The organism is Hymenobacter sp. J193, assembly GCF_024700075.1.
Lineage (GTDB): Bacteria > Bacteroidota > Bacteroidia > Cytophagales > Hymenobacteraceae > Hymenobacter.
Genome location: NZ_JAJONE010000001.1, coordinates 4091284 through 4110354, shown reverse-complemented (window position 1 = coordinate 4110354; position 19071 = coordinate 4091284). Strand labels below are relative to the sequence as shown.

At 57.8% G+C, this 19071-nt stretch carries 24 protein-coding genes; 14 read left to right on the top strand and 10 right to left on the bottom strand.

Annotation, left to right across the window (positions count from 1 at the left end; genetic code table 11):
* Window positions 1–86: 86 nt before the first annotated feature.
* From hemL to LRS06_RS17950, 4 genes are all read left to right on the top strand, one after another.
* A complete protein-coding gene (hemL, locus tag LRS06_RS17965; protein WP_257872761.1) occupies window positions 87–1391 on the top strand; it encodes a glutamate-1-semialdehyde 2,1-aminomutase in 1305 nt (434 codons plus the stop codon).
* A 313-nt stretch (window positions 1392–1704) separates the two neighbouring features.
* Window positions 1705–2592 carry a hypothetical protein gene (locus LRS06_RS17960; RefSeq protein WP_257872760.1) on the top strand — a complete coding sequence of 296 codons (888 nt, stop codon included), beginning with the start codon at window positions 1705–1707 and terminating at the stop codon, window positions 2590–2592.
* A gap of 107 nt (window positions 2593–2699) precedes the next feature.
* Window positions 2700–3236, top strand: coding sequence for a dCTP deaminase (dcd, locus tag LRS06_RS17955; RefSeq protein WP_257872759.1), 537 nt, complete (start codon window positions 2700–2702; stop codon window positions 3234–3236).
* A gap of 218 nt (window positions 3237–3454) precedes the next feature.
* Window positions 3455–3997, top strand: a complete 543-nt coding sequence (locus tag LRS06_RS17950) for a hypothetical protein (RefSeq protein WP_257872758.1) — start codon at window positions 3455–3457, stop codon at window positions 3995–3997.
* Window positions 3998–4097: 100 nt separating this feature from the next.
* Here the strand turns inward: LRS06_RS17950 and gldC are convergent, their stop codons facing one another.
* Together gldC and dnaN are read right to left on the bottom strand one after the other, a co-directional pair.
* Entirely contained in the window at window positions 4098–4436 is a 339-nt protein-coding gene (gene gldC / locus LRS06_RS17945; RefSeq protein WP_196955875.1) for a gliding motility protein GldC, read from the bottom strand.
* A 98-nt stretch (window positions 4437–4534) separates the two neighbouring features.
* Window positions 4535–5659 carry a DNA polymerase III subunit beta gene (dnaN, locus tag LRS06_RS17940; RefSeq protein ID WP_257872757.1) on the bottom strand — a complete coding sequence of 375 codons (1125 nt, stop codon included), beginning with the start codon at window positions 5657–5659 and terminating at the stop codon, window positions 4535–4537.
* A gap of 405 nt (window positions 5660–6064) precedes the next feature.
* Here dnaN and LRS06_RS17935 point away from each other — a divergent pair, with 405 nt between their 5' ends.
* The 7 genes from LRS06_RS17935 to LRS06_RS17905 all read left to right on the top strand — a co-directional run bounded on the left by LRS06_RS17935 (window position 6065) and on the right by LRS06_RS17905 (window position 9553).
* The gene (locus tag LRS06_RS17935) at window positions 6065–6595 is read left to right on the top strand and encodes a hypothetical protein (RefSeq protein ID WP_257872756.1); all 531 of its coding nucleotides are present in this window, start codon (window positions 6065–6067) and stop codon (window positions 6593–6595) included.
* A gap of 127 nt (window positions 6596–6722) precedes the next feature.
* Complete coding sequence (locus tag LRS06_RS17930; protein ID WP_257872755.1) at window positions 6723–6902, top strand: hypothetical protein; 180 nt, start codon at window positions 6723–6725, stop codon at window positions 6900–6902.
* Window positions 6890–7180, top strand: a complete 291-nt coding sequence (locus LRS06_RS17925; protein WP_257872754.1) for a type II toxin-antitoxin system RelE/ParE family toxin — start codon at window positions 6890–6892, stop codon at window positions 7178–7180. Before LRS06_RS17930 ends, LRS06_RS17925 begins: the two co-directional genes overlap by 13 nt.
* 12 nt (window positions 7181–7192) lie before the next feature.
* The gene (locus tag LRS06_RS17920) at window positions 7193–7519 is read left to right on the top strand and encodes a cyclic-phosphate processing receiver domain-containing protein (protein ID WP_257872753.1); all 327 of its coding nucleotides are present in this window, start codon (window positions 7193–7195) and stop codon (window positions 7517–7519) included.
* Window positions 7520–7601: 82 nt separating this feature from the next.
* On the top strand, window positions 7602–8360 hold the full coding sequence (locus LRS06_RS17915; protein WP_257870962.1) for an IS5 family transposase: 759 nt from the start codon (window positions 7602–7604) through the stop codon (window positions 8358–8360).
* Window positions 8361–8525: 165 nt separating this feature from the next.
* Complete coding sequence (locus LRS06_RS17910; protein ID WP_257872752.1) at window positions 8526–8966, top strand: hypothetical protein; 441 nt, start codon at window positions 8526–8528, stop codon at window positions 8964–8966.
* Window positions 8960–9553: a hypothetical protein gene (locus LRS06_RS17905; protein ID WP_257872751.1), complete on the top strand. Its 594-nt coding sequence runs from the start codon at window positions 8960–8962 to the stop codon at window positions 9551–9553. Before LRS06_RS17910 ends, LRS06_RS17905 begins: the two co-directional genes overlap by 7 nt.
* A gap of 4 nt (window positions 9554–9557) precedes the next feature.
* On the opposite strand, the gene gldG is transcribed toward LRS06_RS17905, so the two are convergent.
* The 5 genes from gldG to LRS06_RS17880 all read right to left on the bottom strand — a co-directional run bounded on the left by gldG (window position 9558) and on the right by LRS06_RS17880 (window position 14192).
* Window positions 9558–11270, bottom strand: a complete 1713-nt coding sequence (gene gldG / locus LRS06_RS17900) for a gliding motility-associated ABC transporter substrate-binding protein GldG (RefSeq protein ID WP_257872750.1) — start codon at window positions 11268–11270, stop codon at window positions 9558–9560.
* Window positions 11271–11314: 44 nt separating this feature from the next.
* Window positions 11315–12040 (bottom strand): gliding motility-associated ABC transporter permease subunit GldF, encoded by a 726-nt coding sequence (gene gldF, locus LRS06_RS17895; RefSeq protein ID WP_257872749.1) that lies wholly within the window; start codon window positions 12038–12040, stop codon window positions 11315–11317.
* Window positions 12041–12077: 37 nt separating this feature from the next.
* On the bottom strand, window positions 12078–12386 hold the full coding sequence (locus LRS06_RS17890) for a hypothetical protein (RefSeq protein WP_257872748.1): 309 nt from the start codon (window positions 12384–12386) through the stop codon (window positions 12078–12080).
* Between the two features lie 6 nt (window positions 12387–12392).
* Window positions 12393–13301 carry a gliding motility-associated ABC transporter ATP-binding subunit GldA gene (gene gldA / locus LRS06_RS17885; RefSeq protein WP_257872747.1) on the bottom strand — a complete coding sequence of 303 codons (909 nt, stop codon included), beginning with the start codon at window positions 13299–13301 and terminating at the stop codon, window positions 12393–12395.
* A 195-nt stretch (window positions 13302–13496) separates the two neighbouring features.
* Complete coding sequence (locus LRS06_RS17880) at window positions 13497–14192, bottom strand: SDR family oxidoreductase (RefSeq protein WP_257872746.1); 696 nt, start codon at window positions 14190–14192, stop codon at window positions 13497–13499.
* A 17-nt stretch (window positions 14193–14209) separates the two neighbouring features.
* Between LRS06_RS17880 and LRS06_RS17875 the strand changes: the two genes are divergently transcribed.
* Entirely contained in the window at window positions 14210–14986 is a 777-nt protein-coding gene (locus tag LRS06_RS17875) for a head GIN domain-containing protein (RefSeq protein ID WP_257872745.1), read from the top strand.
* A gap of 6 nt (window positions 14987–14992) precedes the next feature.
* Here LRS06_RS17875 and LRS06_RS17870 read toward each other — a convergent pair whose 3' ends face one another.
* A complete protein-coding gene (locus tag LRS06_RS17870) occupies window positions 14993–15706 on the bottom strand; it encodes an SDR family oxidoreductase (protein WP_257872744.1) in 714 nt (237 codons plus the stop codon).
* 117 nt (window positions 15707–15823) lie between these two features.
* On the opposite strand from LRS06_RS17870, the gene LRS06_RS17865 reads away from it, so the two are divergent.
* Both LRS06_RS17865 and LRS06_RS17860 read left to right on the top strand, forming a co-directional pair.
* Window positions 15824–16555, top strand: a complete 732-nt coding sequence (locus LRS06_RS17865) for an ABC transporter permease (protein WP_257872743.1) — start codon at window positions 15824–15826, stop codon at window positions 16553–16555.
* Between the two features lie 77 nt (window positions 16556–16632).
* Complete coding sequence (locus LRS06_RS17860; RefSeq protein WP_196955884.1) at window positions 16633–17442, top strand: ABC transporter ATP-binding protein; 810 nt, start codon at window positions 16633–16635, stop codon at window positions 17440–17442.
* A gap of 281 nt (window positions 17443–17723) precedes the next feature.
* On the opposite strand, the gene LRS06_RS17855 is transcribed toward LRS06_RS17860, so the two are convergent.
* Window positions 17724–18269: a YfiT family bacillithiol transferase gene (locus tag LRS06_RS17855; RefSeq protein WP_257872742.1), complete on the bottom strand. Its 546-nt coding sequence runs from the start codon at window positions 18267–18269 to the stop codon at window positions 17724–17726.
* Window positions 18270–18353: 84 nt separating this feature from the next.
* Window positions 18354–18980 (bottom strand): bifunctional nuclease family protein, encoded by a 627-nt coding sequence (locus LRS06_RS17850; RefSeq protein ID WP_257872741.1) that lies wholly within the window; start codon window positions 18978–18980, stop codon window positions 18354–18356.
* Between the last annotated feature and the right edge of the window lie 91 nt (window positions 18981–19071).

The window sequence follows — 19071 nt, the reverse complement described above, 5'->3', positions numbered from 1 at the left end:
AGCCAATGCGCTAACTATAGGGCCAACTATTCAACCAGATAGCCATTCAGCCACTTAACAGCCATTCAACCAGAAAACTTCCCCTTATGCCTACGCTCAACCTTGCCACTTCCGATGCCCTTTTTACCCGCGCCAAAGACCACATTCCGGGGGGCGTGAACTCGCCGGTACGGGCGTTCCGGGCCGTGGGCGGGCACCCGGTGTTCATGCAGTCGGCTCAGGGGGCCTGGCTGACGGACGTGGATGGCAACAAGTACCTCGACTTCATCAATTCCTGGGGGCCGATGATACTGGGCCACGCGCCCGCCCTTGTGCTGGAGGCGGTGCAGGGCGCCATTCAGAACTCTCTGTCGTTTGGAGCCCCCACGCGCCGGGAAGTCGAAATGGCCGAGCTCATCAAGCAGATGGTGCCCAGCATTGAGAAGGTGCGGCTGGTGAACTCCGGCACCGAGGCCACGATGTCGGCCATTCGGGTGGCGCGGGGCTACACCGGGCGCGACAAGATCATCAAGTTTGAAGGCTGCTACCACGGCCACGGCGACTCCTTCCTGATTGCGGCCGGCTCAGGCGCCCTCACCCTCGGCGCCCCCGACTCACCGGGCGTCACGCAGGGCGTGGCCCAGGATACGCTCACCGTGCCCTTCAACGATGTGCCCGCACTAACGCAGATCATCGAGGCCAACGAAGGCCAGGTGGCCGCCCTCATTCTGGAGCCGGTGGTGGGCAACATGGGCCTGGTGGCGCCGCAGGAAGGCTACCTGCAAACCCTACGCGAGCTGTGCACCCGGCACGGCATCGTGCTTATTTTTGATGAGGTAATGACCGGCTTCCGGCTGGCCCGGGGCGGCGCCCAGGAGCTCTACGGCATCACCCCGGACATGACGACGCTAGGCAAAATCATCGGGGGCGGGATGCCGGTAGGTGCCTACGGTGGCCGCCAGGATATCATGGACAACGTGGCTCCGGCCGGCAGGGTGTATCAGGCGGGCACGCTCTCCGGCAACCCCATTGCCACGGCGGCCGGCATTGCCCAGCTCACCTACCTCAACGAGCATCCCGAGCTATACGACGAGCTAAACCGCATCACCACGCGCATTGCCGACGGCACCCGTCAGATCTGCGCCGAACTGGGCCTGAACTACACCGTGAACCAGGTAGGCTCCATGTTCAGCGTGTTCTTCACCGCGCAGCCCGTTACCGATCTGGAATCTGCCAAAACTTCGGATACCGAAGCTTTCGGGCGCTACTTCCGGGCTATGCTACACCGGGGTATCTACCTCGCACCGGCCCAGTACGAAGCCCTGTTCGTAAGCACCGCCATTACCGATGAGTACGTGGACCTCTACCTCACCGCCTGCCGCGAATCCATGCGCAAAGCCCACGGGATGTAAGGTGCTAATGTGATGGAATGTGGGTAATGTGCTAATCAAGGCAAACATGTCATTGCGAGCGTAGCGAAGCAATCCGGCCTGAGCAACTTACGTAGCCTTGAAATGTGGAGAGCCCCTGACTTTATGCTTATACGTCAGGGATTTTCTGGTAAAAAGATGTGCCTGGTGCTGCTCAGGCCGGATTGCTTCGCTACGCTCGTAATGACACGTTGGTTAGACCACCCATTCGCACGTTGCCCGCATCAGCACATTAAACACATTTCCACATCAGCACATTATAAACGACCTTTGCGGCGAACCTCCTTTGCCCGCTATGCTCCGATTTCGCCAGCTGCTCCCGCTTGTTCTGCTGCTGTGGCTTGTCGGGCCGGCCACGTTGCTGGCCCAGACGGAAGCCCCGGCCGCTGCCAACAAGCGCCTGTTCGACCGCACAGTAGACGAGCTGAACTTCCGCACTATGGAAACCGTGTACGACAAGTCGTTTACGCGGCGTAAGTTTCCCATCACGCTGCGCACGGCCAAAGCCCGCCGCGAGTTCGATGACTTCATGGGCCGCGACGACCTGAAAACGCTGTTTCAGAACTACAACGGCGTATCGGAACGGTTCAAGAACCGCTTTGGCCAGGGCCGCACCGATTTGGTGGAGTTCGAGAAGCAGCTCAATAGTATTCTGATTGACCGCAACTTCGAGTTCTTTATCCGGGTGCTGCCGCGCGACGAGCGGGTGATGCTCATCCGGGCCTTGCAGCGCGTCATCAAACAGGGCACGGCCCAGTTCAATGCCTCCGAAGACCCGGAGCCAACCACGCTGGCGGCCGATGGCGCCGCCGTGCCCCCGGCTGATGTGGACGCCGAAGCCCCGCTGGCCTCCCCCATAGAAGACCCCGCCCCCGAGCCCGACGGCGAAACGGTGGCCCCCTCGGCCCGCAAAATCGGTGCCCTCACCAGCACCGGTCCATCCGACGGCCCACCGTCGCGCTATGGCTTGCTGGATTATATCACGTTTCTGATGGCCCTGGCCTCGCTGGGCCTCACCCTGCGCCTCACTCTCGTGACGGTGCCCGAGCTGCGCCGCCGCCTCGATGGTGCCTACGATCTACCAACGGACGAAGAGCCGGAAGACGAAGAAACTGAACCTGCTTACGCCGCCCCCAAGCGCCGCCGCGAGCTACCCGAAGACCGTTACGAAGACGGCGAATAATTCTGAATTCTAAATTATGAATGCTGAATTGGCGGCCCTATCGGCAGGTTCCCATTGAAGCTGCCAATGCATAACTCAGCATTCATAATTCATAATTACCTCTCCATATGATTCTGACCGACCAGCAGATTCTCACTGAAATTGAGCAAGGCAACATCGTCATTGAGCCCTACGACCGGAGCTGCCTGGGTACCAACTCCTACGACGTGCACCTGGGCCGTTACCTGGCTACTTACCGCGACGCGGTGCTGGACGCGCGCAAGCACAACGAAATCGACGTGTTTGAAATACCCGAGGAAGGCTTTGTGCTGCAGCCCGGCATGCTCTACCTGGGCGTGACGGAGGAGTACACCGAAAGCCACGCACACGTGCCCTTTCTCGAAGGTAAAAGCAGCGTAGGCCGCCTGGGCATCGATATTCATGCCACCGCTGGCAAGGGCGACATCGGCTTCTGCAACACCTGGACGCTGGAAATCAGCGTGTCGATGCCCGTTCGGGTATACCACCTCATGCCTGTAGGGCAGCTCATTTACTTCACCGTGCAGGGCAGCGTGGAGAACTTCTACAACCGCAAGCCCAACGCCAAGTACAACGAGCGGACGGTGAAGCCCGTGGAATCGATGATGTGGAAAAACCAGTTTTAACTGGCTGAAAGGTTGTCTGGTTGACCCGCTGGGAGGTTTCTGACTAAGAAGACTGGAACTAGCGGCGAGTCAGTTAGGTGTGCAAAGACATAACCATATACCCATTCTTCCTAAACTCCTTGGCACAGTTTTTCGTTAGTCAGGTAGAGGCGCGGGGGCAAAACTTGTTTCGTCAAGCTCGCAAGCGCTGTTCTCTTACCCCGATAACGAACCAAACCATGCGACATACACTTGCTTTTACGGCCCTGTTGCTGGCTTCGGTGGCTACCGGAGCGCAGGCTCAACAGAACAACCAACTTGCCACCCGTCAGGATAAAACCCAGACTACGCCGCGACTTAACCCCGTAGTAGCCGAGCGCGCCGACCGCCTTTCCGACCAGATGGTGCGGCAGCTACGCCTCAATGGCTACCAGGCCAGCCGGCTGCGGTCCATCAACGAAGACAAAATAGCCAAGATGGCTGCCATTGAGCAAAAGCACGCCGGCAACACCAAGCTCATTGATGAGCAGTGCCAGGGCGTATGCAAGGAGCGCGACCGGGAGTTGCAGGCCGTACTCAGCACCGACCAGTACAGCAATTACTACGGCTCCCGCGCCTCGTTCTACAAGTACGACCGGGACTACGCGACAACGGCCGCGAATACTCGTTTCGTAAACTCGGTACAGAGCCCGGCTCCGGCCAGTAGCAAAGGCGCCGTACTGGCTCCTACTGCCGAAACGCCCCGCACTACGCCCGCCAGCACCCGGGCCCGCGGCCGCTAGGCTTACCATTCCGCGCTACATAGCCGCCGAAAATCGGAATTCATATAAAAAGCCCCGCCTGAGTTATCAGGCGGGGCTTTTTGCGTTGGCTGGCAACGGATTACTTCTGCTTTTTCTGCTCCTCTTCGAGGTGGGCCATTAACTCGCGGCAGAGGGTGCGCATCTTGGTGGCCATTACGGAGTCGTTGGTGGCGGTGATGATGCTTTCGGCCATGGCTCCAATGGTATCCACGTAGAAATGCTTCATTTCATCCACGGGCATTTCCTTGGTCCAAAGGTCGATTTTCATCGTGCCCCGCTCGTCCCGGTCCCAGAGGCTGATGTTGATGGCCTTGGCAAAGTGAATATCAGGGCCCGCGTCGGTGGCTTGCCAGCTGATGGCCTCGGGCACTTTCTGGTCATCAAGGGCGATGCTGAAGCGGATTTCAGACTTTTTCATAATGTGGCAAATGTGAGGAATGTGGCAAATGTGAAAAATGTGCTGAACATGGCTTTGAACCACATTCAGCACATTTTTCACATTTGCCACATTCAAGTTTAAACGTAGTTGTTCAGCATCACCGGCATCACCAGCATCAGGATGCTTTCGTTGTCGTCGGCAATGGTGGGCATGAGCAGGCCGGCGCGGTTGGGGGTGCTCAGCTCCAGGGTTATTTCCTCGGAGTCAATGTTCGACAGCATTTCGATGAGGAACTTGGCGTTGAAGCCGATTTCCATGTCTTCGCCATCGTACTGGCAGGCCAGCTTTTCGTTGGCTTCATTGGAGAAGTCCAGGTCTTCGGCCGAAACCGTCAGCTCCGAGCCGGCAAGACGGAAGCGCACCTGGTGGGTAGTTTTGTTGGAGTAGATGGCAATGCGCTTCACTGAGTTCAGCAGGGCCGCCCGGTCGATGATGAGCTTGTTGGGGTTGCTCACCGGAATTACGTTTTCGTAGTCGGGGTACCGCTCGTCAATCAGGCGGCACACCAGGCGCATCTGGTTGAAGGAGAAAAAGGCGTTGGAGTGGTTGAACTCCACGCGCACCGTGGTAGCCTCCGAGGGCAGCGCATTTTTGAGCAGGTTGAAAGCTTTGCGCGGCACAATGAGGTTAGCCGTCTGACCCGCCCCCACATCCTGACGACGGTAGCGCAGCAGGCGGTGCCCATCGGTAGCCACGAAGGTTACCTGCGCGTCGGCCAGCTGAATGAGCACGCCCGTCATGGCGGGGCGCAGCTCGTCGGTGCTCACCGCGAAGATGGTTTTGTTGATGGCCCGGGCCAGGGACGATGAGGGCATTTCAATTGGGGCCGAACCCTTCACGACGGGCACGCGGGGGAAGTCGGTGGCGTTTTCGCCGGCCAGCTTGTAGCGTCCATTGGCCGAGGCAATTTCGATGGTATAGGTTTCCTCGTCCAGCGTAAAGGTTACGGGCTGGTCTGGCAGGTTCTTGAGCGTGTCGAGCAGGATGCGGGCGGGGGCGGCAATGCGGCCACTTTCGCGGGCTTCCACCGGCAGCTCGGTTATCATGCTGGTCTCCAGGTCGGAGGCCGTAATCGTCAGCTTGCCGTCTTCGATTTCAAAGAGAAAGTTCTCCAGAATGGGCACTACGGGGTTGTTCGTGACCACGCCATTGATGCTCTGCAGCTGCTTGAGCAAGGCGGAAGACGAGACGATGAACTTCATATAGCGGGCGGTTTGGGGCTTTTTTGGAAGAGGACAAAGATAGGCAACGGCGGCGGGGTTTTCTAGCGGTAAAGGACAGCTCATGCCGCCAGCCAGTGGATCAGTCCACTACCTACTGTAGCTACTGCTATTCCTACCCATACGGCAACAAACAGGACCGCAAGGGTATTCAGGAAGGCTATCTGCCCGGCATGTGTACCCGGTTGGGCGCGGGGCTTGTCCCCGCCCGTTGTTGAACGACGGATGCAAGGTTCGTTCAACAACGGGCGGGGACAAGCCCCGCCCCTACCTGCTTTAAGTCAACTGAGCCTGGCACTGGCCTTCTGCACCCCACTACAAACATTTTCAGAGTAAACATTATAAATTGTTAGGTTGGAAAATGTTTGAGACTTAGCAGCATTCGTTATGAGCAAAGAACTACGCGCCTGCCTGGGACTCACGCAAGAGCTGCTGGCCAGTTGGCTGGGAATACCGAGGGTGAGCCTGGCCTTGGCCGAGCGGGGCAGCCAGGGGCTGCCCATTGGCACCGGCGTGCAGGAAGCGCGGCTGCTGCTGGCTACTTTGGGCCAGGTACTGCAGCCGGATGGCACCACGCAGCCGGCACCGCCGTCCCTCCCCGTTCCCGCGCCTGCCCCGGCTCCCCTCGAAGACCGCCTCAGCTACTGCCGCTACCACATCAGCCGGCTACGGCTGCAACGCCAGGCCGCTCCTTACGAGGCCCGCCTGGCCGCATTGCCCGCCCTTCGCGCCTGGACCGGCCCGGTGCGCCACCCAGAGCGCGAAGAAAACTGGCTGGCTTTGCTGGAAGGCGAAGCCGAGTACGCCCTGTTCTACACCTGCGGCGCCGGCCCGCAACGGCTGCTACAAGCCCGTCTGGCCGGCCTGGAGCGGGAAGCCGAGCTACTGCAGGAAATGCTGGAAGAACTGAAAGGTTGAGGGTTTGGAATGACGTGCGCTGGCGTTTACGCAGCTACAGCGGCCTAAAGCTACTTCGCTTCATTAGCGGCGGCGGTGTATTCAGGCAGGAGAAGTTGTACCTTAGTAAGCCTTAACCGCCACTGCCATGACCAAGGAACTGCTGCAAGCCACGCTCGACCAACTTCCCGACACGTTTGAGCTGGAAGAGTTGATTGAACGCTTATTGCTTATCGAGAAGATTGAAAAGGGCCGCGAGCAAAGCCGCCGTGGCCAGACGGTTTCGCACGAAGAAGCCAAACAGCTCGTCAAGACATGGTTCAAGTAAGATGGACCAACGCTGCGCTGGAAGACCTGGCAGGTATTCGGGACTATACTATCTCTATTTCCCGAACCTACGCAGAGCAGTTGATTGAGCGGCTGATTGCCCGAACGGATATTTTGGGCAGCTTGCCCCGCATCGGGCGCATTGTACCCGAGTATCAGGTGGCCAACGTGCGTGAGCTGCTGGAAGGTCGTTATCGGATTATGTACGAAATCATTGATCCGGATAGAGTAGATATCCTGCACGTCCATCACATGGCTCAGCCGCTAACGGCGCTGTAATTTCTTCCTTTTATGCCTCCTCCCTACAAACTCTACCTCGACGACCTGCGCACGCCCCGCGGCAGCGGCTGGACGGTGGTGCGCAGCTTCAAGGAGTTCGTGGCCACCATTGAGCAGCAAGGCATACCAACGGAAATATCCTTCGACCACGACCTGGGCTGGGACGAAACCCGCAACTGCGAGCGGAAAAGGGGCTACGACTGCGCCAAGTGGCTGGTGGAGCAGGAACTGCTGGTGCCAAGCATCAACGTGCACTCGGCCAACCCCATAGGGGCTGCTAATATTCGGGCGCTTCTGGAAAATTATGCGCGTTTCCGGGAGAATGATGCTGGTGTTTAAGAGGGTGTTTGGGAATTGGGTAGGGAGTAAATAAAAGCGAGTCAGTAAGTTGCCGGGGGAGTTCCTAGGCTCCTTCCGGCTTATGGTTGACGGCTATCAACCCCTTACTGACTCGCAATGGCAAGTTATCGAGTTGCTGCTGCCTGTGCAACGGCGCCGACGCCTGTGTTTGCGTCACGTCTTCGATGCGTTGCTTTACGTGTGTCGCACCGGCTGTCAGTGGCGGGCGCTACCCCCGCAGTTCCCACCCTGGACGGCGGTGTACTACTATTTCTACCGCTGGCAGCGTCTGGGCCTGTGGCAGCAACTCAACACGGTCGTCAACGCCCTGGACCGGGTGGCACACGGCCGCGAACCTACCCCGGCGCTGGCTTGCATCGACAGCCAAAGCGTCAAGCTGGCTCCGCGTATCTACGAACACCGCGGCCTGGACGCGCATAAACTCGTCAATGGCCGCAAACGTCAGCTACTGGTTGATTCGGGCGGGCGCATCTGGGCCGCGCACGTGCACGCGGCCCACCGCCATGACAGCACCAGCGCGCTGGCTTTGCTGCCCCACCGCCCCTGGTGGGCGCGGCGCCTTCAGCTGGTGCTCACCGATGCGGCCTACCGTGGGCGCTTCACCCGCCACCTGCTGAGCTTGGGGGTGGCTCAGCAAATCAGCAGCCGCCCGCCCACGCAGCGCGGTTTCGTACCGCTGGCCCGGCGCTGGGTCGTCGAGCGCACCTTCGCTTGGCTGGCCTGCTTTCGCCGGGTCGTCGTTGATTACGAATTCACCCCTGCTAGCCACGCCGCCTGGCTCTTGCTGGCCAACATCACCATGGCCCTTAATCGAGCCTGAATTCCCAAACACCCTCTAAGAAGCAGAATCCGTGGCTTTATATTGCCGCCTCAGTGACAGTGGAGGCTCAGCGTCCATCCTATGGCCGGTCATGAGTTACGCTACGCTATACTCGCGTCGGTTCTGGGTCAGAAATTAGTTGAAACTCATTAAATAAAAAAATCTATGCAGAAGATACTATCTACACTATTATTCTTCGTAATTTCTTTATCAGCAACCGCTCAGCTGTGTGAAATTGATTATTCGAACGTCCACTATCATAATAGTTATGCAATAAATGAAAAGGGGGATACCCTGAACAAGTTGAACAGCAACGGCCTTTATGAAGGAATACACGTTTATACGACAAGAAAAGAAAACTTATTCAATGACACCACTGACTATGTAATTGGCGAGTATAAGAATGGCCAGCCTATTGGCATCTGGAAAGCTCATTGTAAAGATGGCAGCTATTCGTTAGGTGAATATAGAGGTGGCGCGGGCGAAGTTATTGTTGACAGTAATGGCACCGAGGAATATAAGCAACAAGGCATTACTGGCAGAACAGGAATATGGCGATTTTACAATAAGAGCGTGTTTGGGAATTTGAAAAGAACGTCATGCTGAGCCTGCCGAAGCATCTCTACCGCTTCGTTTGGGGCTTTTTCAACGAAGCGGTAGAGATGCTTCGGCAGGCTCAGCATGACAGAAACGACGTTTTCATAAATTCCCAAACACGCTCTAAGAAGGATTCTCTTTTAGCCACTCTTCAGTATAAGAGTTTTGAAAACAAAAAGCGTAAAGATTGGAGCGAGGAAGTATATACACTCAATAGAGATAGTGTATTTATTCTAACAAAATATGAATACAACAGCAAACGATATAATAAAAACGCCAAAAGTGAAAATCTCTTCCGCAGGTATGTTCTAAAAGAATATTATCTCGATGCTTCTTTGAAAAGAATAGAACGCGAAGGCCTACTCAGAAGCCATTCTTATGAATACTATGCAGACGGGAAACCAAAAGATAAATCCCATCGACGTTTGTTTGGATCTGTCCAAAGGCGTTATTATTCAAACAGCCAATTGGAACTCCTACGCAAGGTTAGATACTTACCAGGAATAGTAAATAGAATGACTATCAGCAGGTATTCAGAAGACGGGGAATTAATTAGTTCGAGAAAAAGGCAGTTTAGGACTCCTCACTACCGCTAGCACCTCACTCCGCCCCAAACGACGCGTATCGGCGTTTCCGCAGCCAGGCCCGCACCAGCCCGAACAATGCCAGCAGCACCAGGGGTGCCACTAGGTTCAGGAGCTGCCAGCCCCGGCGCTGCTCGTTTACTTTCACCTTATCGAGCGGGCGCAGGGTAATTTCCTTGCTGCGCACGGCAATCAGCCCGGACTCATCGAGCAGGAAGTCGGCGGCGTTCTGCACCAGCTCGCGGTTGGCAAACTCGGTGGCGGCTAGCCGGTCGTACCCCAGGCGCAGGGGTCGGTTGGTTTTCGTGTCCACGTCGTTGCGGGCAAAGTCCCCATCCGACATCACCAACACCTTACCGGGGCGGGCCTGGGGGCTTTGCGCGGGCTGGAACTGCGTAGTGCCGGGCCGGGCACGGTTGGCATACAGGGAGCGGAACTGGCCTTCGAGCAGATAGCCCACGGGCTTGGGGCCGGCCGTGTACAGCTTAGGGTCAGGCGGCAGGCGGGCGTCGTTGAGGTTGACAGGCACCGGAGCGGGCAGCACGCGGGTATAGCGGGAAGTAAAGAGCAGTGGGGTTTTGCGGATGCCTTGAGCCTTCACCGTATCAATGGTACCCGCAAACTTGAGGTACACCGCGTCGAGGTTGCGGGTGATGGGGTGCGGGCTGAACGCGTTGACGATGGGGTAGAACTGCCAGGGCATGGGCTCCACCTGGGGCTTGTTGCCCGTCATGCCCGTCACCAGCGGAATCAGGCCCGAGTTGAGGTCCAGCAGCAGGTCGCCGTTGAGGCGCACACCGTACTTAAAAAGCATATCCGTCAGATTCAGCTCCTGCGGAAACGAGAGCATGCCGCCGCGGTTGGCGCTGTCCAGGTTCACGCGCATCTGATCCACGAAAAACATGGCCCGGCCGCCCTGGGTGATGTACTCATCAAGCTTAAACTTCTCTTCCTCCGTGTAGGGCCGCTGGGGTTTGGCCACGATGACGGCGGCCAGCGGCTTGAGGCTAGGCACTTTGCTCAAATCCACGCGGTACACGTTATAGTCGCGCTGCAGGGTGCTGATCATGTCGGCCATCTGCAAGTTGTCCAGCTCACCGTGGCCCTCCACAATGCCAATCACGCGGCGCTGGCCCGGCTGCAGGCGGCGGATGGCGCTGGCCAGCTCGTATTCCAGTCCTTCGATGCTCTGGTTGAGGCGCACGTCGGGCGCAGCAGCCTGGTTGCCGCGCAGCAGCAGCACGTTCTGCTCGCGGTTGCCCACGGTGATGGTAGCCCAGGGAAAGATGATTTTCTCGACCCGCTTGCCTTTCTCGTTGGCGCCGAGGTTGGTAGGCGCCAGCCCCTTTTGGATAAGCCGCTGGTACTCCTTGTTGCGCGCCTCCTCCGACGAAGCCGCCGACGGATCGACGAACACGTAGCGCAGCCGGGAGCCGGCCTGCAGCTGCATTTCGTCCAGGGTTTCGCGGGTTGATTGGGAGAGGCGGCGGAAAGCAGGCGGAAAGTCGCCGGCCAGGTACACCGTCACCGTTACCGGCTCGGGCATCTGGCTGAGCAACTGCTTGGTGGCCGCCGACATGCTGTAGCGCTTATCGGCGGTGAGGTCGAGACGGAAGAAGAACTGCTGGGCCAGAAAGTTGAGTACCAGCAGCCCCAGCGCAAACAGGCCAAACCGCAGCAGGTCGCGCTGTTTGCGGGAAGCGGAAGAAGACGGAGCGGGTTGTTCCATGTAGCGTTGTCAGTTGACGATGGTCAGTTGACAGAAGAGTAAGGTTACCAGTTGCGGCTGCGCAGGGCCAGGCGGGTGGCGCCCAGCATAAGGGCCACCGTGCTGAAGAAGTACACTAGGTCGCGGGAATCGACGAGACCCTTGCTCATGTCGCGGTAGTGGGCGGCAATGCCGAACTGCCCGATGTAATAGGCCGGTGCACCCTCAAACAGCGAAGCCACCGAATCGAAGCCCGAGTAGACCAGAAAGCACCCCACCACGGCCAGCAGAAAGGCAATTATCTGGTCGCGGGTGAGGGCCGAAGCCAGCACGCCAATGGCTGCAAACACCGCCGCTAGCAAAGCCAGCCCCAGCAGGGAGCCCGCAAACGCTGCTGAATCGATATTGCCCACTGGGTTGCCGAGCTGATACACCGAGTAGTAGTAAAGCAGCGTGGGCACCAGCGCCAGCAAAGCCAGCAGCAGGCAGGCCAGGTACTTCCCTCCTACCAGCTGCCCGTCGGTGAGGGGGCGCGTGAGCAGCAGCTCAATGGTGCCGGCCTTCTTCTCTTCGGCGAAGGTGCGCATGCTGATGGCCGGAATCAGGAACAGGAAAATCCAGGGGGCCAGGTTGAACAGCGTCTGCAAATCGGCAAAACCGTAGTCCAGCACGCTGCTGTCGGGAAATACCCACACGAACAGGCCGGTAGCTACCAGAAACACCCCAATGACCACGTAAGCCACCGGGGAGTTTAGGAAAGCGTTGAATTCTTTGCGAAGTATGGCGAACATTCTATTCTGAATCAGAAACCCAGTTTAAGATTGACATTCAAAAACTAGGGCTAAATATTTTTTGGCCTTTCAAAGGTGTCAATTCCTCAATGTTGAAAGGTGACTTGGCTTTTATCAGCGCCGGAAGCGCATCTATGTCTGTAACCTGTATTACTTCCTCGGTTTCGGAGCCATAGTCCACACGTTGAGACTCGTCAAACTTGTCAAAAAACACCTTATATGTTCCTTGCCACTGTTGAATCCCAACTGACCACCAAAAAGTGCTTCCATCTTGTTCGACAGGTGCTCTTTTGCCGATTTGACGACCAGCCTCTAACCACGTTTTGATACGACTCAGATCATTCATTGAGCATTACTTTGTCAGCTCCCCAAACACCTGCTCCAACGACTGCTCTTCCTGGCGCAGGCCCAGCAGAACCCAGCCTTGCGCGGCAGCCAGGCGCGAAATGGCCCCGCGCTGATCAGCAGTTCCGGCCACGCGGATGCGCCAGGTATTGCCCGGTCCCGGCTCTACCAGCTTCACGCCCGGCAGCTGCCGCAGTGGGGCGGGGTCAATGCCGCCTTCAAACTCGGCGCGGATGATGGTTTCGCCCTGAGCCAGCGCGCCCAACTCCCGCACCGGCGAGTCGGCTACCAGCTGGCCGCGGCTGATGATGACCACCCGGTCGCAGAGGGCCTGCACCTCGGGCAGAATGTGGGTGCTGAAGATGACGGTTTTATCCTGGCCCAGCTCCCGAATCAGTTGGCGGATTTCGCTTATCTGGTTGGGGTCGAGGCCCGTGGTGGGCTCGTCGAGGATGAGCACCGGCGGGTCGTGCACCAGCGCCTGTGCCAGCCCAACGCGCTGACGGTAACCTTTGGAGAGGGCGCCAATCTGCTTGTTCTGCTCACGCGTGAGGCCCACGCGGCCCACGAGTTCTTTCACCCGCTGGCGCAGCCCGCTGCCCGAAAGGTTGTGCGCCCGCCCGATAAATTCGAGGTACTCATGCACGTACATATCCAGGTAGAGCGGGTTGTGCTCGGGCAGGTAGCCCACCCGGCGGCGCACTTCCAGCGGGTTTTCCACCACATCGAACCCGGCTACGCGCACCGTGCCGCTACTGGGCGGCAGGTAGCCGGTGGCTATCTTCATGGTGGTGGACTTGCCCGCACCGTTTGGCCCTAGGAAACCCAGGATTTCGCCTTTCCCCGCCGCAAAGCTGATGTCGTTGACAGCAGCCTGCGAGCCGAAATACTTGGTTAGGTGTTGGATTTCTACCATTGATATTACCGCGTTTACGAACCGTCAACTTTAGTAGCCTGCAGCAAATGGCAGCAAGGCGCCAAGTAGTTGCACTACCAGCCAAGCAATAGCCAACCAAACAAAAACGCGTTTCGTTTGGCGCCGATGTGGCAAGGCTTGCCGCAATTGCCGAAGGCAATAAATCAGCAATGCAAGAATAACGAGTAACGTCATTTATTTCCCCGGCTGCAAAGGTCGCATATCCAGCTCCGAAATCAGAACGTGGAAAGGCGCCTCCAGGGTATGCACGATGACGGCCGCCACGTCCTCGGCCTGCAGCTTGCCCAAAGTAGGCGTGGCGCCGGGTGTTTTACCGTTGAAGCTGGTTTCCACGGAGCCAGGGTTCAGGCAGGTGACTTTGATGCCGAACTGGCGAACTTCCTTAAACAACGCCTCCGAAAAGCCGCGCACCGCAAACTTGGTAGCGCAGTAGCCCGCCATGTTCTCGCTGCCCACCGTGCCGGCCAAGGAAGCCACGTTGAGAATGTGCCCCAGCTGCTGCCGCTTCATCTTTGGCAGTACAGCTCGGGCACAGTAGAACGTGCCGTGCACATTGGTATCGAACATCGTGCACCAGTCGTCGGCCGCGAAGCCATCCACCGCGCCCATAATACCCAAGCCGGCGTTGTTGATGAGGACGTGAACTTCCGGCCCTACTGCCTGCTGGGTGGCGGCCAGCGCCTGCTGTACCGATTCTTCCCGGCTCACGTCGCAGGCTACGAAGTGGAACCGCTCGTGCGCCAGCCCGGTTGGGGCGGAGCGACTCCACCCTGCTACCGTGGCGCCGCGCTCCAGCAATAGTTCAGCCGTGGCGCGGCCAATGCCTTTGCTGACGCCCGTGACAATGGCTACCTTGCCGCTTAGGTCCATAAAGAAAAATGGTTGGAATGACGTTTGGCGTACGATTTCGGGTACAAGATAACCGCTTGTGGCTGCCTGGGCGTTGGGCAGGGCTGCTGGCACTAGCCGGGCTGCTCACTGCCTGCCGGGCCGACCACGAGTTGGACTGCCTGAAAAGCTCCGGCCCCATCCGCACCACGCACCGCGCGCTACCCGCGTTTCATACCCTCACGGTGTACGACAACGTGGACGTGACGCTGGTGCAGGACACGGCCTTTTATGCGGAAGTGCGCACGGGCCGTAACCTGCAGGAAGACCTGGAGCTGACCGTACAGGACAGCGCCCTTGTCATTCGCAATACCAGCCGCTGCAACTGGGTGCGCCGCTACGATGTGCCCCGCGAAGTAACCGTGCACCTGCCCAAAGTGCTTAATCTGTTTCAGCGGGGCGAGAACAGCCTCCGCACGGCCGGCGTGTTTCGGGCCGACCGGCTGTTCTGCCATATTGTGGGTGCCGGCGACGTGGACCTGGAAGTAAATTGCCGGTATCTGGCTATCAGTCAATATGAGCTGGGCGACATGCAGCTGCGCGGCCGCACCGACGAGCTGCACTTTACCCTTGGCGGCCTGGGCAACCTGCAGGCAACTACTCTGCTGGCCCGCGACTGTTACTTCACTACCAACCACGACAGCGGCGGCAGCGCCCGGGTGCGGGCTACCGGCCTGCTGGGCGGCACCCACTCGGGCTCCGGCACTATTTACTACACTGGCTCCCCCACCCTCATTGATATCAAAGGCGAAGGCATTGTAGTCAATGAGGAATGAGCCCTTCTAAATATCCCCCAGCTGCGGGCGCATGAGCAGTTCCTCTACCACGGCTTGGGGCGAGAGAGAATAGGCGGCGAAGATGGACTCGGCCACGTCCTGGGGGCGCATAAACCGCTCGGCGGGCAGGTCGGCGCCGGCCCAGCTGTTGGTGAGCGTAGCACCCGGCAAAATGGCCGTCACGCGGATATCATGTTCCTGCAGCTCGGCGCGCAGCACTTTCGTCATGCCGTACAAGGCAAACTTAGCTATGCAGTAAGAACCACCGTTAGTGTAGGCCATGATGCTGGCCGTAGAGCATAGCATGAATATATGACCGTGGCGCCGCGCAATCATGTCGGGCAGCAGGCCTTGGGTCACGTCGTAGGCGCTGTACAGGTTCACGTCAATCATGCGGCGGAGCTGGGAGCCGTCGGCGGGCTCGTCCTGCAGCCGGCCGGGCTCGAAGCCGCCGGTATTGTTTACCAGCACTTCTACGCTGCCTTCCAGCTCCCGCACAAACGACACGAAACGCTGCGTGTCCTCGGGCTGGCTGAGGTCGGCGGCGAGCGTGTACACGGGCGTGTCGGGATACTGCCGGGCCAGCTCACTGCTCAGCACCAGTAGGTCGGCAGCGGAGCGCGCGCAGGTGACGACGGGCAGCCCGGCGGCCAGAAAACGCTCTACTACGGCGCGCCCTATTCCTTTGGTGCCGCCCGTTACTACGATTAATTTTTGCATTCCTTTGCTTGTTGAACCTCGTTTTACGTATGCCTGCCCAAACCGCCGCGCCACCATTTTGGTTGAGCTTGGGCGGGTTCGCAAGTTTTCGTATTTCTGCTACACTTCGCGCTTTGTATGGTCAAAACCTTTGGCGAATTCATTCTCTTCCTGCAAAGCATGCTCACGCGCACTGAGCGGGTTAAAATTCTTTGGCAGCGGACCCTCGATGAAGCCATTCTCATCGGCATCGACTCCATCTTTATCGTCATGATTGTGTCGGCCTTTATTGGAGCCGTTACCTGCGTGCAGATTGCCTATAACCTCACCAATCCCCTCATTCCTAAAAGCACCATCGGGTATATGGTGCGCGAAATGACGATTCTGGAGCTGGCACCTACCATCACTAGCATTGTGCTGGCGGGCAAAGTAGGCTCCAGCATTGCGGGCGGCCTGGGCACCATGCGCATCACCGAGCAGGTTGATGCGCTGGAAGTAATGGGCATCAACTCAGCCTCTTATCTGGTGCTACCCAAGATCCTGGCGGCTTTGCTTATGTTCCCTTTGCTGGTGATTCTGGCTATGGGCCTGTCTATTCTGGGCGGCTATCTGGCCGGTACGCTCTCGGGCGCCATGTCGGCCTCGGAGTACGTGGAGGGAATTCGTACCGATTTTATTCCCTACAACATTGCCTTCGCCCTCATCAAATCGGTGGTCTTCGCCTTTCTGGTATCGGCTATATCGGCCTACAAGGGGTACTTCACCAAAGGCGGCGCGCTGGAAGTTGGAGCAGCCAGCACGGGTGCCGTTACCAACTCCATCATTGCCATTCTGCTGGCCGATTACGTGCTGGCAGCTGTACTACTTTAATGTGCTGAGACGCTGAATATGCTGATGTGATTGAGCATTGGCACATGCAGCGTCTCAGCACATCAGCGCATTCCATCATGATTGAAGTCCATAACATTCAGAAGGCCTTTGATGGCAATCAGGTGCTGAAGGGCATTACCTGCACGTTTGCGAGCGGGCAGTGCAACCTGGTGCTGGGCGGCTCGGGCACGGGCAAAAGCGTACTGCTGCAGTGCATTGTAGGGTTGATGAAACCCGACATCGGCAGTATCACCTTTGATGGCACCACCTTCACCAACAATAAGGTGCAGATCCGACAGGAAATTCGCCGCAAAATCGGGATGCTGTTTCAGGGCTCGGCGCTGTTCGACTCCATGACGGTGTTTGAAAACACGGAGTTTCCGCTGAAGATGCTCACGCCCGACATGAGCCGGGAAGAGCGTCGCGACCGGGTGGAGTTCTGCCTGAAGCGTGTGGGCCTCGAAAACGCGGGCAACAAGATGCCTTCCGAAATTTCGGGCGGCATGAAAAAGCGGGTAGGTATTGCGCGGGCTATTGCGCCCAACTGTACGTACCTGTTCTGCGACGAGCCCAACTCCGGCCTCGACCCCGCTACCAGCATCAAAATTGACGAGCTGATTTACGAAATCACCCACGAGTACAACATCACTACTGTCGTCATCACCCACGATATGAACTCGGTGGTCGAAATCGGCGACCATATCATTTTCATGCACAAGGGCCTGAAGCTCTGGGACGGGACGAAGGATGAAATACTGGGCGCCAAGGTGCCCGAGCTGCGCGAGTTTATCTTCAGCAGCAGCCTCGTGCGTGCCGCCAAAAAAGTTGACGACGCCACGGAAGGCGGCCTCGAAGCCTTGGCCAGCGAGCCGCTGTCGGAAGTATAGCGGTTAATGTGCTAATTTTTGAATGTGCTGAAGTGCCAATGAAAAGAACGGGTCATAGCGAGGAGGCACGACGCCGCCATCCGTCCTGAGCAACGTCCAAAGCCCTGGAATGTAAAAATCCCCTGACGTAAGCGCTAACGTCAGGGGATTTTTGGTAAAAGAACGATTCTGGTTTTGTGCGGGACAGATTGCTTCGACACTGGCTTGATGCGCCACATGCCCGCAATGACACTTTTACCACATTAGCACCTCAGCACATTCAAAAATCAGCACATTACAGCCTACCAGTTCTCGCGCTGGCGCAGGCTGGTGATGTGGGCCAGATGATGGCGCCCGTGCCAGGCATACAGCGCCAGGGCCTGGTCCAGCGAAAACTCTTTCTGGGAGCCGGGATGGTAGAAGCGCCTTCCCCATTGCTCCTCCGTCAGCTGGCGCATGAGCGTCACCCACCGAATGTGCAGCGCCTCCAGCAAGGCCAGGGATACGGCTACGGGCGTAGCAGCCACATCAGGCAGCTCGGCCCAGGCAGCTTCTTCGTAGGGCTTAATGGTAGGCAGCTCCTCCGTCAGAGCCAGGCGCATCCGCACGTAGGCATTCATGTGCGAGTCGGGCAAGTGGTGTAGTACCTGGCGCACCGACCAGCCGCCGGGCCGGTAAGGCGTATCAAGCTGCTCGGGGTGCAAACCGGCTACGGCCACGCGCACTTGGTCGGGCAGCACGGCCAGCTGGGCCAGCAGCGCAATGCGGCGTCCATCCGTAAGGGGTTCCTGTGGGACTTCGGCGTGCCCGATTGGGTACCGTAAATCGGCTTCGGGAATGGTGAGCATAGCGTAATGAAGAGAATTGTGTGAAACAGTCAGAGGAAACGAAAACGGCTTTTCCAGAAGTAGAAAAGCCGTCGTTGATAATTTTTATGGGTTGCGCTTGTTGAGCTCGTCGCGAATTTTGGCAGCCTTCTCGTAGTCTTCGCGCTCCAGGGCCTGGGCCAGCATCTTCGTCAGCTCATCCAGCGAAACCTGCCCACTGGGCTCTTTCGGCGTGGTAGGAGCCGGCCGGTCGGCAGTACCGGTGTCGTCATCGTCCTCGTCGTCATCTTCATCATCGGTTTCCTCCGTGTTTTCGTCGAGGTCCGAGAGAATAATGCCGGCTTCGCTCAGCACGCTTTCCACAGTGTATATCGGCACACCGAAGCGCAGACCGATGGCAATGGCATCGGAAGGACGGGCATCCAGCTCAAAGGTCGTGGCCCCATCGGAGCACACAATTTTCGAGTAGAACACGCCTTCCTTCAGGTCCGAAATCATGACCTCCAGAATGGCCACGTGCACCTGCTCGGCAAACGACTTGAACAGGTCGTGGGTGAGCGGCCGGTTGGGGCTGATTTTCTCGATCTGGATGGCAATGCTCTGGGCCTCAAACATGCCAATGATGATGGGCAGGCGCCGGTTGCCGGTTTTCTCCCCCAGAATCAGGGCAAACGAGCCAGATTGAGACTGGCTGGAAGAAAGGCCCAGGATTTCAAGCTGGATTTTTTTCAAGGGAATAGGAACTTGGAGTCTGAAGGCTTAGGGATGAAAAACTTGCCGCCGCAAAGAAACAAAGACTTTGCACACCGGAGCTGGCACGAAA